This is a genomic window from Sphingobacterium litopenaei (assembly GCF_014692495.1).
Taxonomy (GTDB): domain Bacteria; phylum Bacteroidota; class Bacteroidia; order Sphingobacteriales; family Sphingobacteriaceae; genus Sphingobacterium; species Sphingobacterium litopenaei.
This window is the reverse complement of record NZ_JACOIJ010000025.1, coordinates 40,092-54,311: the sequence shown is the minus strand read 5'-3', so window position 1 is coordinate 54,311 and position 14,220 is coordinate 40,092. Positions and strand designations below refer to the sequence as shown.

General features: G+C 35.7%; 13 protein-coding genes. 4 read left to right on the top strand and 9 right to left on the bottom strand.

The window, feature by feature from the left end; translation table 11 throughout:
• Nucleotides 1-477: 477 nt before the first annotated feature.
• The 8 genes from H8B04_RS12465 to H8B04_RS12430 form a co-directional block, all read right to left on the bottom strand.
• Nucleotides 478-837 (bottom strand): CoA-binding protein, encoded by a 360-nt coding sequence (locus H8B04_RS12465; RefSeq protein ID WP_165291749.1) that lies wholly within the window; start codon nt 835-837, stop codon nt 478-480.
• Nucleotides 838-855: 18 nt separating this feature from the next.
• Entirely contained in the window at nt 856-2,043 is a 1,188-nt protein-coding gene (locus tag H8B04_RS12460) for a serine hydrolase domain-containing protein (RefSeq protein ID WP_190302567.1), read from the bottom strand.
• 115 nt (nt 2,044-2,158) lie between these two features.
• Nucleotides 2,159-3,784, bottom strand: coding sequence for a 2-oxo acid dehydrogenase subunit E2 (locus H8B04_RS12455; RefSeq protein WP_190302566.1), 1,626 nt, complete (start codon nt 3,782-3,784; stop codon nt 2,159-2,161).
• Between the two features lie 48 nt (nt 3,785-3,832).
• Nucleotides 3,833-4,828 (bottom strand): pyruvate dehydrogenase (acetyl-transferring) E1 component subunit alpha, encoded by a 996-nt coding sequence (gene pdhA / locus H8B04_RS12450; RefSeq protein ID WP_190302565.1) that lies wholly within the window; start codon nt 4,826-4,828, stop codon nt 3,833-3,835.
• Nucleotides 4,829-5,001: 173 nt separating this feature from the next.
• Nucleotides 5,002-6,381 carry a histidine--tRNA ligase gene (hisS, locus tag H8B04_RS12445; RefSeq protein ID WP_190302564.1) on the bottom strand — a complete coding sequence of 460 codons (1,380 nt, stop codon included), beginning with the start codon at nt 6,379-6,381 and terminating at the stop codon, nt 5,002-5,004.
• A 68-nt stretch (nt 6,382-6,449) separates the two neighbouring features.
• A complete protein-coding gene (gene rnc, locus H8B04_RS12440; RefSeq protein ID WP_165291744.1) occupies nt 6,450-7,178 on the bottom strand; it encodes a ribonuclease III in 729 nt (242 codons plus the stop codon).
• A gap of 76 nt (nt 7,179-7,254) precedes the next feature.
• Nucleotides 7,255-8,508 carry a beta-ketoacyl-ACP synthase II gene (gene fabF / locus H8B04_RS12435; protein WP_165291743.1) on the bottom strand — a complete coding sequence of 418 codons (1,254 nt, stop codon included), beginning with the start codon at nt 8,506-8,508 and terminating at the stop codon, nt 7,255-7,257.
• Nucleotides 8,509-8,535: 27 nt separating this feature from the next.
• Entirely contained in the window at nt 8,536-8,772 is a 237-nt protein-coding gene (locus H8B04_RS12430) for an acyl carrier protein (RefSeq protein ID WP_159633049.1), read from the bottom strand.
• Nucleotides 8,773-9,041: 269 nt separating this feature from the next.
• On the opposite strand from H8B04_RS12430, the gene H8B04_RS12425 reads away from it, so the two are divergent.
• Both H8B04_RS12425 and pyk read left to right on the top strand, forming a co-directional pair.
• Nucleotides 9,042-9,539, top strand: a complete 498-nt coding sequence (locus H8B04_RS12425; protein ID WP_190302563.1) for an IPExxxVDY family protein — start codon at nt 9,042-9,044, stop codon at nt 9,537-9,539.
• A 126-nt stretch (nt 9,540-9,665) separates the two neighbouring features.
• Nucleotides 9,666-11,096 (top strand): pyruvate kinase, encoded by a 1,431-nt coding sequence (pyk, locus tag H8B04_RS12420; protein WP_165291741.1) that lies wholly within the window; start codon nt 9,666-9,668, stop codon nt 11,094-11,096.
• Between the two features lie 33 nt (nt 11,097-11,129).
• Here the strand turns inward: pyk and H8B04_RS12415 are convergent, their stop codons facing one another.
• On the bottom strand, nt 11,130-11,480 hold the full coding sequence (locus H8B04_RS12415; RefSeq protein ID WP_190302562.1) for a hypothetical protein: 351 nt from the start codon (nt 11,478-11,480) through the stop codon (nt 11,130-11,132).
• A 110-nt stretch (nt 11,481-11,590) separates the two neighbouring features.
• Here H8B04_RS12415 and H8B04_RS12410 point away from each other — a divergent pair, with 110 nt between their 5' ends.
• The gene (locus tag H8B04_RS12410) at nt 11,591-13,432 is read left to right on the top strand and encodes a sensor histidine kinase (protein ID WP_165291739.1); all 1,842 of its coding nucleotides are present in this window, start codon (nt 11,591-11,593) and stop codon (nt 13,430-13,432) included.
• 21 nt (nt 13,433-13,453) lie between these two features.
• Nucleotides 13,454-14,140 (top strand): response regulator transcription factor, encoded by a 687-nt coding sequence (locus tag H8B04_RS12405; protein WP_190302561.1) that lies wholly within the window; start codon nt 13,454-13,456, stop codon nt 14,138-14,140.
• Nucleotides 14,141-14,220 lie beyond the last annotated feature (80 nt).

Sequence of the window (14,220 nt, the reverse complement as noted above, 5' to 3'; positions counted from 1 at the left end):
TGGTTATTTTGTTTGTTCAATAGGTGAAGCATCTCCTGATACTATTCGTGAGTATATTCTCAATCAGGGTTAGTCGCTTACATCCCACAGGCTAAAGACCTGTGGGGTTTACGCTCCGTTTTATAAATTAGGTGTTATAAAATTGAAAATAAACAAATCTCTAAGAGCACATTAATAATAAAAAGAAGAGGACGTACATCACCCATATGATTCGATTGGCAAAAAATTATATAAAGTATGGGAACAATTACATTATCAGGCTATATTCAAATTCAATATAATATTTTAACTTAAAGAAAGATTTATAAATATTGATAACTAAAGAAGTTCAATTTTCTACTTATAAGAAAATCTGACTTAGTATAATTTAGAGCAATTGACAACTACAAGCAAAGGGTCAATCTTTTACATAAAATAAAGACGCTTGTGATTTGATTTCACAAGCGTCTTATATTTATAAACTCTAAAATTTTAATATTAATACTGACCAGTATTTAACATCACTAATGTACAAGCTTCTACAGGCTCTATTCCTGCCTCTTTCAGCATAGAAGATAGCTCTGGATTCTCGGCCCCAGGGTTGAATATTACACGTTTGGGTTTAGTCTTAAGAATATAATCATAATAAGGAGCCTGATTTCGAGGCCCTACATATAATGTAATAGTGTCAATGTCTGTATGAATTTCTTCGGCTGGCTCAATAGCTACCCCTGCTACCTCTCCTACTTTACGGCCGACATTGACAATGGGATATCCCTTTCTAACTAATTTATTTGCTACTAAATAAGAATATCTCGCTGAATTCGTGCTTGCTCCTAAAATCAATGTCTTTTTCATATACTTAAATTTATAATATTAATGTTCCACAAATCCGCCGTTGGCATCATATGCATTTTGTCTTAATATAGGCATTTCTAAGATTTTATACAACTCATCGAGTTGATTTAAGCTTCCGTTTACCATATTTGACAATAACACAATTGTCACATCATTTGTTAAATCTCTTACGTAAAGATTTTTAAATCCGTGCCACCATCCTGTGTGATAGACAATTTTTTCCTTACCAGAAGTAAACATTCGCCAACCATAGCCATAGCTAAAAACACCTCTCTTGGCGTCCGAGCGAGGCACATATGCAGAGTCCAACAATTCGGGTTTTAACAAACGACCTTCTTTCAAAGCTCTATCCAACAAATACATGTCCTTTACTGTACTGTAAATCCCCTTATCGCCTAATGGCCCATCCAAATAATCCTGTACTACAGATCTGCGCCATACACGATCATGCCCAATTACATCGGTAGGAATTTTATCGTATTTAACACGAGATAAGGCAGCTGTTTTCTTCATGCCTGCAGGCTTAAAAACATTTTCCTGCATATACGTGTCAAAGTCCTGTCCTGAAACTTTCTCTACGATAGCACCCAACATCATATAGTTGGAATTATTGTAGTGAAATCTACCATCAGGTTTACCATATCGACCTGGCTTATGCTCGATCAGTAAATTTATTGCATCCGTATTGGACATTCCCATTTTACGATCAGGCCAAATTTTATCTACGAAGTACACATAATTAGGCATTCCAGAACGATGTGTCAGTAGCTGTCTAACGGTAACTCCTTCATATGGGAAACCTGGAAAAAAGTCCGAAACTAATTGATCGATCCCTACTTTTCCTTTATCTATTAATTGTAAAACAGCTAAAGCTGTCATTGGTTTTGATACTGAGGCTAATTCGAATTTAGAATCAATATGTAAACTATCCTTATGTAAATAATCCGCCCATCCAAAAGAATTTTGATAAATGATTTTTCCTTTCTTAGCAACTAATACATTACCATTGAAGCCTGATCGTTTATGCAGTTTTTGCATAAATTCATCCACACGAGGATCAAAATTTTTGGGATCATATATTAAAGCTATGCTATCTAATTCAGATTGCTTTTGCAATACTTCCTCTTGTTTTTTAGCTTCTGACTTACACGAAATAATAAAAATTGTACTTACAAAAAATGCTATTAACCTAACTAATCTATTCACGCTACAATACGATTTTTCAATTCAATTAAATATAAAAGGAATCTCAAATAAAAACCAAAAAAGAAGCCACTTTATTTTGTAAAGTGGCTTCTTTTTATGCTAAGCAACAATCTTTTTACGCTAATAAACGGATTGGCGCTTCTAATAATCCTTTTAATGTTTGTAAGAATTGAGCTCCTGTCGCACCATCCACTACGCGGTGGTCACAACCTAAAGTCAATTTCATTACGTTACCAGGTACTACCGCACCATTTTTCACAACAGGGATTTGTTGGATTGCTCCTACTGATAAGATTGCACCATCAGGAGAATTGATAATTGATGTAAATTCATCAATACCAAACATACCCAAGTTAGATACTGTGAAAGTTGAACCTTCCCAATCTGCTGGAGTTAATTTTTTAGATTTCGCTTTACCTGCGAAATCTTTAACCTCTGCTGAGATATGTGATAATGTTTTGCCATCAGCAAAACGTACCACTGGTACCAATAAACCATCTTCTACCGCCATAGCAACACCGATGTTTGTATGTTGGTTAAATCTGATTTTATCCCCTTGCCATGAAGAGTTTACTGCAGGGTGTTGTTTCAACGCTACAGCAACAGCTTTGATTACCATATCATTGAAAGATACTTTTACCGGAGCTACCTCATTGATCTGAGTACGCGCAGCAATAGCATTATCCATATCGATACTTACTGTCAAATAGAAGTGCGGAGCAGTAAATAAAGATTCTCCTAAGCGACGAGCGATTGTTTTACGCATTTGCGAAACATTCGACTCTGTATATTTTTCTTCGCCAACGAAAGTTGGTAAGCTAATAGTTTTAGTTTCTGATTTTGCAGATTCTTGAGCTGGAGCAGATTCTGACTTAGCTGCAGGAACAAAGTTTTCTACATCTTTTTTTACGATTCGACCACCGTCTGCTGAACCTTTAACCTCATTCAAGTTAATACCCTTTTCTTTAGCAATTTTACGTGCCAAAGGAGAAGCTTTCACCCTAGAGTCATCATTAGATGAAGTCGAAGCAGTAGCCGCTGGAGCAGAAGTAGTAGATGCTTCAGGTGCTTTTTCTTCTTTCGCCTCAGCTTTTGGAGTAGAAGCAGGTTGATTCAATAATGGAGTAACATCAGTTCCAGCAGGGCCTACAATCGCAATGATATCATTTACTTTTGCAGCTTCACCAGCTTCTAAACCCACATACAATAGGGTACCATCAGCATACGCTGTAACTTCCATTGTTGCTTTATCAGTTTCTACATCAGCGATGGCATCATCCGATTTGATGGTATCACCTACTTTGAAGTTCCATTGTGCAATAACACCTTCTTTCATCGTGTCACTCAACAATGGCATTGTAATTACTGTAACTCCCAAATCTTCCGCTGTAACTGTAGGAGTCGAATCCGCAGGAGCAGCAGTTTCTTCAGCTTTAGCTTCAGATTTTTCTTCTTTTGCAGGAGCTGCATCTCCTCCGCTTAATAAAGCTTGGAAATCCTCTCCTTCTTCGCCCAAAACAGCGATTACAGCATCCACTGGAACTGCTTCGCCTTCTTTTGGACCTATATATAACAATGTACCATCTTGATAAGATTCAAAGTCCATTGTTGCTTTATCTGTTTCAACCTCTGCTAAAAGGTCTCCAGAATTTACTTTATCACCAACTTTTTTGTGCCATTTCGCGATCACCCCTTCGGTCATCGTGTCGCTCATTTTAGGCATTTTTACTACTTCAGCCATGTATTATAGTAGATTATATCTTTTATAAAAACCTTGAATAATGTTGTATTAGTCCATTACGAATGGATAGTCCTCTTGTACATAGATATCTTTGTACAATTCATCCACTGAAGGATACGGTGATTCTTCAGCAAATTTCACTGATTCTTCTACCACTTTTTTCACTTCAGCCTCTACCTCAGAAAACCAAGCCTCGTCAGCATATTTGTTCTCTAAAATAGCTGATTTAGTTGTAATTAACGGGTCTCTACCTTTATACTCTTCTAATTCTTCTTTAGTACGGTATTTTGCAGGATCTGACATAGAGTGACCTTTGTAACGGTAAGTACGAATCTCTAAGAATGTAGGACCTTCACCCGCACGAGCACGTTGAACAGCCTCATCCATAGCATTGTGAACAGCTACTGGATCCATACCATCTACTGGCGCACATGGCATATCAAAACCTAAACCGATTTTGAAAATGTCCATCATGTTTGTAGTACGTTTTACAGAAGTACCCATTGCATAACCATTGTTCTCGCAAACAAAGATTACAGGTAATTTCCATAACATCGCCATATTGAAAGTTTCATTCAAAGCACCTTGACGTACAGCACCATCACCCATAAAACATACGTTCACGTTGTCTGTACCCAAGTATTTTTCTGCGAAAGCAATACCAGCACCTAGTGGAATCTGACCACCTACGATACCGTGACCACCCATCATACCTTTTGACTTATCAAAAAAGTGCATCGACCCACCTTTACCTTTTGAACATCCTGTAGCTTTACCATAAAGCTCGGCCATACATGCATTTGCAGATACACCTTTAGCTAATGCTTGAGCGTGATCTCTATAAGATGTGATAAATGTATCTGAAGGACGTGTTGCTGATACAGTACCCGCTACAACGGCCTCTTGACCAATATACAAGTGACAAAATCCACGGATTTTTTGTTGTCCATAAAGTTGTCCTGCTTTTTCTTCAAATTTACGCATGAGTAGCATTGATTTATACCACTCTAGATATGTCTCTTTTGTTATAGGTGTTGAACTCATTTTAAAGTATTGTTTCTTACTTAACCGATTACAAATCTAATAATTTATATCGATAATTATGATACTTTTAATTCTTGATTTAAGTAATTTTTGTCATAAATAGATAAAAAGTTCGGCCGAGATTGTTATGATGCAATAAAATTATCCGATTTATCCTATAGGATATTTTTCCCTTAACTTAATTGTGCTATAAGGTCTTCTTTACTCACTTTCACTTGCTCGCCTGATTCCATATTTTTTAGACTTAATAAGCCAGATTCTTTCTCCTCATCCCCGATCAATAGTACGTATGGAATACGTTTTGCGTCAGCATAACTCATTTGTTTCTTCAGTTTTGCAGCCGTTGGATAAAGTTCTGCGGCAACACCTGATTGACGAAGTGAAGCTAATAAAGGTAGGGTAAATGATTCTAAAGTTTTATCGAAATTGATAATCAAGACTTTAGTATTAGTTGAATTTGACTCTGGATATAAGTTTAATTCTTCCAACACATCATAGATACGATCAGCTCCAAATGATACCCCCACTCCTGTTAATCCTTTCAACCCAAACATGCCCGTTAAGTCATCATAGCGTCCACCGCCACCAATACTGCCCATTGCCACTTCGTTCGTCTTCACTTCGAAGATACAACCGGTATAATAATTCAATCCGCGCGCTAAAGTAATATCGACTTCTACAAATTTTGGCAAGATCTGTTCACCTGCGAACGCTTTTACATAAGCAAAGACTTCTTCAATTTCTTGAATACCTTTTAAACCGTTTTCAGAAGTTGCTAATACAGTTTTTAGCTGCGAAAGCTTTTCCTCATTCGAACCTTGTAACTCAATAATAGGCTTCAATGTTTCCAAATCCTCGTTGGTAAATCCTCTTTCCAATAATTCTTTATTCACACCAGCCAAACCAATTTTATCCAACTTATCAATAGCCACAGTCATATCAACGATAAGTTCTGGTTTACCGATAATCTCGGCAATACCCGATAAAATTTTGCGATTATTAATTTTGATAGTGAAATCTTTCAAGCCTAATGCTTGCAACGCCTCTTGATAAATCAAAATAAATTCAGCCTCATTCAATAAGCTATCCGAACCTACAACATCCACATCACATTGATAAAATTCGCGATAACGACCACGTTGCGGACGATCCGCACGCCAAACCGGTTGAATTTGGAAACGTTTGAAAGGTAAAGCAATATCATTTTGATGCATAACAACATACCTTGCAAAAGGTACTGTTAAATCATAACGAAGTGCTTTTTCTGTAATATGAGGAATTAATTTATTGGAATTACGTTCTGTCAATTGTTCGTCGGATACTTTAGACAAATAATCTCCAGAATTTAAGATTTTAAAGATTAATTTATCACCTTCATCACCGTATTTTCCGGTTAGAGTTGATAGATTTTCGAAGGAAGGAGTTTGAATTTCGTTGTAACCAAACTTTTTGAAAACTGTTTTTAGCGTATTGAAGATATAATTTCTTTTCTCCATCTCAGCAGGAGAAAAATCACGCGTACCTTTAGCTAATGATGGTTTAATTGCTGCCATACTGCAAAGGTAAGATAACAAAGCGAATATGAAAAAATACAGCGAAAGATTATCACCAAGAGAGAGAATTATATGATTTTCAAAAATTCACAAGCTTTTTCAGCCGCCAATTTTTCTGCACTTTTTTTGTTAAAATCTCGACCAATACCACAAACTTCTCCAGCAACAGCGACTTCAATACTGAACATTTTAGAAGATTCTCCTTCAGGATTTTCGATAAGATTGAAAACAACCTCTTTACCTTCTTGCTGACACCACTCGATCAAACGACTTTTGAAGTTTGACTCTGTAACCTCGAGTGTCTCAATATCCACATGCGGATCTATAATTCTGGTAAGAAGAAATTCTTTAGTAAACTGATAACCTTTGTCCAAATAGATCGCTCCTACGACGGCTTCGAAGGCATCACCCAAGAGAGAGCCTTGCTTTGTAGTATAAGAAATCATACGGGAATCATATTGGATAAGTTGATCAAATCCCAACTTACGGGAAAGCTGGTTAAGATTAGCTCGAGATACAATTTTTGAACGCATCTCAGTTAAAAAACCTTCTCCCTTGTAAGGGTACAATTTGAAAAGTAATTCCGCGATTACAGATCCCAGTACAGCATCACCCAAGAATTCTAAACGCTCATTACTATTTTTGACCCCTTCTTTGATAGGAACGGCTACAGACTTATGACGAAAAGCCATTTGATATAGCTTGACATTCCCTGGTACAAAACCAAGTATGTTTTTTAGCTTTTTATAATAGGCTCTATTTCTTGAAAAGTATAACTTATATATCTGTAATGACATTCCCAATATGCTACAAAGAAGAAATAGGTAGTTTAATGTATTAAACTACCTATTATCTCTTTATCCTTATTCAATACTATCCTTTATATTTTTTAACGATGACAGTTGCATTGTGACCACCGAATCCAAATGTATTACTCAAAGCCGCATTTACTACACGTTTTTGAGCTGTATTGAATGTAAAATTCAATTTGTTATCTATTTCAGGATCATCTGTAAAGTGATTAATTGTCGGAGGGACAATATCATTTTTAACAGCTAATATAGAAGCGATTGCCTCTACAGCACCTGCTGCTCCCAACAAGTGACCTGTCATAGATTTGGTAGAACTAATGTTTAATTTATAAGCATGATCGCCAAATAAATCAGCAATTGCTTTTGTTTCACTGATATCTCCTACCGGAGTAGAAGTACCATGTACATTGATGTAATCAATATCTGTGAATTCTAATCCTGCATCTTTAACAGCCATAGTCATTGCTAACTTAGCTCCTAAACCTTCAGGATGTGAAGCAGTAATATGATGAGCATCTGCACTCATACCACCTCCCACTACTTCTGCATAAATTTTAGCGCCACGTGCCAAAGCATGGTCTAGGCTTTCTAAAATAATTGCACCCGAACCTTCACCTGAAACAAACCCATCACGATCTTTATCAAAAGGACGTGAAGCTGTTTTTGGATCATCATTGCGAGTGGACAATGCATGCATTGCATTAAAGCCACCGATTCCAGCTTCGTTGATTGTTGCTTCCGAACCACCTGTGATGATAATATCTGCTCTACCCATACGGATATAAGTAAAAGCATCAATCATCGCATTAGTCGAAGACGCACAAGCTGACACAGCTGAAAAGTTAGGCCCACGTAAACCATGACGCATAGAAATGTGTCCTGGGGCAATATCTACAAGCATTTTAGGGATGAAGAATGGATTAAAACGTGGTGTACCATCGCCATTAGCAAACCCAGCAACTTCGTCTGTAAAAGTAGTCAAACCACCAATACCCGACCCCCAAATTACTCCAATACGGTTTCTGTCTAATTTATCAAAGTCCAATCCTGCATCCTTCACTGCTTCATCGGTAGAAGCAATAGCGTATTGCACGAAAGGATCCACTTTGCGAGCTTCTTTACGATCCATAAATTGATGAGGATCAAAACCTTTTACTTCGCAAGCAAACTGAGTTTTAAATTTAGACGCATCAAAATGCGTAATAGGAGCGGCCCCACTTACACCATTAATTAAAGATTCCCAAAATTCGGAAACCGTGTTACCTATTGGTGTAAGCGCGCCTAATCCTGTTACAACTACTCTCTTAAGCTCCATTTATTATGTTTGGCCTAATAAAATTAGTTAGTTAACGTTTTTTTCTAAGTAAGCAACTGCCTCACCAACTGTGCTGATGTTTTCAGCTTGGTCATCAGGAATTGCTACGTTAAATTCTTTTTCGAATTCCATGATCAACTCAACTGTATCAAGTGAGTCTGCACCTAAATCATTCGTGAAAGAAGCTTCTGGTGTTACTTCGTTTTCATCTACACCTAACTTTTCAACGATAATTGCTTTTACTCTTGATGCGATATCTGACATGATTGTATAGTTTAATTGTTTAATAAATCTGTGCAAAGAAAAATAAATTTACTCAAATATCAAACCTTTTTGATATTTAGGTACAAAATAAAAGAACGTCATCCTTGTTACAGTACGTTTAAGCCGTATCTTTTTATTAATAATATTATACTCAATAATACTAATTCCAACAAGTAATAGCAAAAAAAGTTTGAATTTAAACCGTTTAAAATTCCTTTATGCGTATTAATTATTGTATTTTCGTATAACAAATATATTAAGCTAAAATTTTGAACAAAGTTACTTTCAAACTTGATCTTGACTTCGACTTAGAGCTAGATTTTACCTTAATAGGTATTAGCTCCTCCTTGAGAGATTACAGACTTTGTCATTTTATAAATAAACGCACAGGTCTTCAATTCCAATTCGGAAAAGAATCTCCTATTGATCATAATGGAAACTTAAAATCTAAATCTCAGGAAGAATTAGACTATCACATCATTGCAGAAAAAAATAAAAATAGCATTATTACTCATCATTTTCCAATGTATCGATATTGTTGCGAACATTTTGAATTTGAATACTATATCATCAACAATAAAAGCTTGGAAAATGGCGTTTTAATACCTGAAATACCTAATTTCGATTATTTCATGTTGATTAAACATTATATTGACACAGAAGATTTGAATAAGCTAGTTGACAACTTAAAATCAATTAATGAGATAATGTTGGTAAAAGAAATTGAGCCAACATCATTGAAATCTAAAGAAAATCTAATATTTTAGCAAATTCTTTACAAAGTGTACATTTTACACTCTGAAAAAAGACAAAATAATTATGCCTAAATACTGCATCCTTTCGTTAACAATTATAAGACAAGGGTGTGATTTTTAATAAAGAATAGAACTCAAATGAAGAAAATTCAAAAAAGAACTAAAATAGTTGCAACACTAGGCCCTGCATCCGCAGACAAAGAGGTTTTAACTCGCTTGATTGCAAAAGGTGTAGATGTTTGTAGACTAAATTTTTCGCACGGTAGCCAAGATGACCATTTAAAAGTAATCAACACTATTAAAGAAATCAACGAAGAACATCCTTTTCACGTAGCAATCTTAGCCGATCTTCAAGGACCAAAAATCCGTATCGGTAAAATGAAAGAAGGCGGTGCAATCCTTGTGAATGGTTCCCAAATCGAAATGACTACCGAAGAATTGATAGGTGATGAAAAAAGAGTATACATCACTTATGAAAACTTCCCTAATGACGTAAAAGAAAACGAAATTATATTATTAGACGATGGTAAATTGCAATTGCGCGTACTATCGACTAACCACAAAGATTCTGTAGTATGTGAAGTCGTTCATGGCGGTATTTTGACTTCACGTAAAGGTGTGAACTTACCAAATACAAAAGTTTCTATCCCTTCATTGACCGAAGAAGATTTAGATAATTTAAACTTTGCTTTGGATCACGGCGCAGACTGGATTGCAATGTCATTCGTTCGCTCCGCTGAAGATATCAAACAATGTAAAGAAATCATCGCTGCTAAAGGAAGCCACGCAAAAGTAATCGCGAAAATAGAAAAACCTGAGGCTATCGAAAATATCGATGCCATCATCGAAGCTACTGATGCTGTAATGGTAGCGCGTGGTGACCTCGGTGTAGAATTGCCTATGGAAGAGGTTCCTGGCCTTCAAAAAATCATCGTTCAGAAATGTCGTAACCTATCAAAACCAGTAATCATCGCTACACAAATGTTAGAAAGTATGATTACAACTCCTCGCCCTACTCGTGCAGAGGTGAATGACGTTGCTAACTCTGTATTAGATGGTGCTGATGCAGTAATGTTGAGTGGTGAAACTTCTGTTGGAGAATTTCCCGAAATCGTTATCGAAACGATGGCAAAAATCATTACACACGTTGAATCCACTTCTTACCCTTACTACATTGCAAAAAGTGATTCATCTACTGATGATACTATCATTCAAGACTCTATTTGCGGCTCTTCCATCTTCTTGGCAGAAAAAACAAAAGCTTCGGCTATCGTAGTAATGACTTCTTCTGGGTACACTGCAATGGAAATTTCGAGTTATCGTCCAGACACAAACATCTATGTATTCACTGGTAATACGAAATTATTAAATCAATTAAGTTTAGTTTGGGGTGTAAGTACATTCATCTACAAAAAATTCGAAAGTACAGACGGAACTATCCAAGATGTAAACGAATTATTGAGAGAAAATCAATTGGTTGATCCAGGACAAATTGTGATCAACACAGCTTCTACTCCACTACACAAAAAAGGGAAAACAAATACGATCCGCGTTTCAGTGGTTCAATAAAAACAAAGGCGAGATTTTAAAATCTCGCCTTATTTATTTCTTAGTTTTCAACGAATCAAGAAGAAGCCTATTTTCCAGTTTATCTAAATTCTCTGTTCCTGGCATGGGCGCTAAACCCTTTCCACTTACTTTTTTAATGGGCATCGAATATATTACCTTTTCTTGTTTCGAATAAGCATTAGGAATGGAAACAGCATTACTATCTTTTTGAATATATGATTCCAAATTCAAAGGCTTAGACTTTTGTAAGGAATCCAAATGCTTTTCATATATGTTAGGAATCGAAAATCTTTTATTTTTTGAATTGTTGCTTTCCTTATCTTCTTGTGCATTTGCACAAATGCAGAATCCAAAAGAAAAAATGAATAGTATTAATGATTTCATAATTATACTAGTTACTAATCAATTAAAGTTATCAATTAATCCTTATTCATTGAAGTTAAATTCTGTTAAATGAAAGGTTTAAGTAGCAATCATTCTTATTTTTGTATAAAATGAAGAAAAAAAGCATCTCGTTAATTATTTGGTTGATGTCCATTGCATTACTAGGCGTAATGGCGATGCAATATTATTTTATACGAGAGACATACTTTCAAGAATCTCAGCTTTTTGACGAAAAAGTAAACACCTCCCTTTCAAAAGTAGCTTCTGAAATTGAAAAATCGGAAGTATTGGATTTTGCTAAAATACAATCGAAGGTCAATCGCGACAAGTACATAGCTGAACAGAAAAAACAACAAAAACTAGCTCAACAACTTGGCATTCAAGAAGAGATAGATCGTTTGAGATTAAAGCAACAATCCAACTTTTTAAAATTTAAAGAAGCGGATGAAGAGTTAAAATCTAGATATCCAAATGTTACGCCAATCGAAAACTGGTTTTATGAAACATATTATAAAATCAAACCGAACAGGAAGTTTATCCAAATAAGATTAGAGCAAGAACCGATATTAGGCACCACTCTTGCAAACACATATGTAATCGTATCTGCTAGCAGGCAAGTACCAAAAGTTGCAGCAAAAGATGATTCCGTACGTTACGTTATTTCGGAATTTGACTTATTGACAGGTCTTGTAAACTGGTATCAAATCGCAACATTGCCTCCCAAAGAAGATGTTAAGATCAATAGAAGAATTTCGGATTTGGTTGGTCAACTTGATCGGATCCGTGAGAATTTATTAGCCGAATCAAATCCTACTACCTTATTCGATTCTGTCGCTATTCTTAGCGGTAAAAAAGCTAGTGTGGTCGAAGATGTAGCCATGAGTGTTCAACTGGCAAATAGGCCTCTACACAAAAGAATTAATACACGAAGGATTCAGCAGCTCATTCAACAAGAATTATCCAGCAGGGATATTCATTCTCCGTTTAACATGGAGATTCGTGATCATTTCAAATTGATCTATGAAACTTCCGATCCTTCTACATTATTAGAACCTCAAAAGTTAACTCGCTACACTACAGATCTATTTAAAGGTGATATTGGTGAATCTCGAGGAAGATTATCCATTTATTTTCCAAACAAAAAGAATATAATAGCTAAAAATATAAGCTACTTGTTCTTACCTACAATCGCGTTGTTTGCTCTTTTGGTTGGATGTTTTGCTTACACTCTGAGCATTATTTTCAAACAGAAAAAAATATCGGAGATGAAAACGGATTTCATCAATAACATGACACATGAATTCAAAACTCCCGTAGCTACCATAATGATTGCCAGCGAATCACTTCGTGATCCAGAAATATCAGATGACAAGAAGCGAGTAAACAGACTTGCTAATATCATCTATGATGAAAATGTCCGACTAGGCAACCATATTGAGCGAGTATTGAACATTGCGAAACTGGAGAAAGAAGATCTAAAAATTGAGAAAACTGATGTTCATCTCAATAATATTGTCGAAGATGTCGTAGATAGTATGTATTTACGCATAGACAAAGTAAATGGTAAACTGACTAAAGAATTGTATGCAGAGAAGGATTTAGTGATTGGCGATGAATTGCATCTATCAAATGTAATGTTTAATTTAGTTGATAATGCTATTAAATATAGCCTGGAGTCACCTGATATTACGGTAAAAACATATAATTCCAATAATAAAATAATAATTTCCGTTTCAGACAAAGGAATGGGAATGACCAAAGACCAACAAGAGAAGATATTTGATCAATTCTATCGTATTCCAACGGGGAATGTCCACAATGTAAAGGGATTCGGCCTTGGATTGAGCTATGTGAGCGATATCATCAAACGATTTGACGGAAAAATCACCGTAAAAAGTGAAAAAGACAAAGGCACAACTTTTGAGGTAATATTACCGCTTAAAAGCAAATAAAGATTTAGTAAAAATATACTTATGCAAAAAATATTATTAGCAGAAGATGACCCAAATCTAGGTGAGCTACTAAAAGACTATCTAGAACTCAAAGGGAAATTTGATGTGACATTATCCGTAGATGGAGATAAAGCGATCGAAGAATTTCGTAAGAATGATTTCGATTTATGCATATTTGATGTCATGATGCCTAAAAAGGATGGTTTCACATTAGGCAAAGAAGTTCGAAAGATAAATAGCACTGTACCCATTATATTTGCAACTGCAAAAGGAATGATGGAAGATAAAACCCAAGCTTTTGAGCTTGGTGGGGATGATTACATTACCAAACCTTTTCGCGTAGAAGAATTACTGTTGCGTATCAACGCTTTATTGAAAAGAGCTTCAAAAGATAAAGAAGAAGAACTTGCAGATAAATTCGAGATAGGAAATTATTTCTTCGATTATACAAGTCAAATCATCTCTTATAAAGGTCAGCAACAAAAGCTTTCTACAAAAGAAGCCGAGTTGTTACGTCTCTTGTGTCTAAAGAAAAATGATGTATTGACTCGTGAGGAAGCGCTGAAAAAAATATGGCATGATGATAATTACTTCACTGGTCGTAGTATGGACGTGTTTTTAAGTAAGCTTCGTAAATATCTTAAAGAGGATACAAGCGTAGAAATTGTGAATGTTCACGGACGAGGATATAAACTTCTCGTAAGTTAATGATACTAGAAAGGTCTGAATTATTTCAGACCTTTTATGCATATACGATTTATATGATTGTGTAAAAGTATTTTACGCAT

What these genes read in the sequence shown, in the direction of transcription:
- H8B04_RS12405 (WP_190302561.1), top strand. Translation starts at nt 13,454, where the DNA reads ATGCAAAAAATATTATTAGCAGAAGATGACCCAAATCTAGGTGAGCTA.
- fabF (WP_165291743.1), bottom strand. Translation starts at nt 8,508, where the DNA reads ATGGAGCTTAAGAGAGTAGTTGTAACAGGATTAGGCGCGCTTACACCA.
- H8B04_RS12410 (WP_165291739.1), top strand. Translation starts at nt 11,591, where the DNA reads ATGAAGAAAAAAAGCATCTCGTTAATTATTTGGTTGATGTCCATTGCA.
- pyk (WP_165291741.1), top strand. Translation starts at nt 9,666, where the DNA reads ATGAAGAAAATTCAAAAAAGAACTAAAATAGTTGCAACACTAGGCCCT.
- H8B04_RS12465 (WP_165291749.1), bottom strand. Translation starts at nt 837, where the DNA reads ATGAAAAAGACATTGATTTTAGGAGCAAGCACGAATTCAGCGAGATAT.
- rnc (WP_165291744.1), bottom strand. Translation starts at nt 7,178, where the DNA reads ATGTCATTACAGATATATAAGTTATACTTTTCAAGAAATAGAGCCTAT.
- H8B04_RS12455 (WP_190302566.1), bottom strand. Translation starts at nt 3,784, where the DNA reads ATGGCTGAAGTAGTAAAAATGCCTAAAATGAGCGACACGATGACCGAA.
- H8B04_RS12430 (WP_159633049.1), bottom strand. Translation starts at nt 8,772, where the DNA reads ATGTCAGATATCGCATCAAGAGTAAAAGCAATTATCGTTGAAAAGTTA.
- H8B04_RS12415 (WP_190302562.1), bottom strand. Translation starts at nt 11,480, where the DNA reads ATGAAATCATTAATACTATTCATTTTTTCTTTTGGATTCTGCATTTGT.
- pdhA (WP_190302565.1), bottom strand. Translation starts at nt 4,828, where the DNA reads ATGAGTTCAACACCTATAACAAAAGAGACATATCTAGAGTGGTATAAA.
- hisS (WP_190302564.1), bottom strand. Translation starts at nt 6,381, where the DNA reads ATGGCAGCAATTAAACCATCATTAGCTAAAGGTACGCGTGATTTTTCT.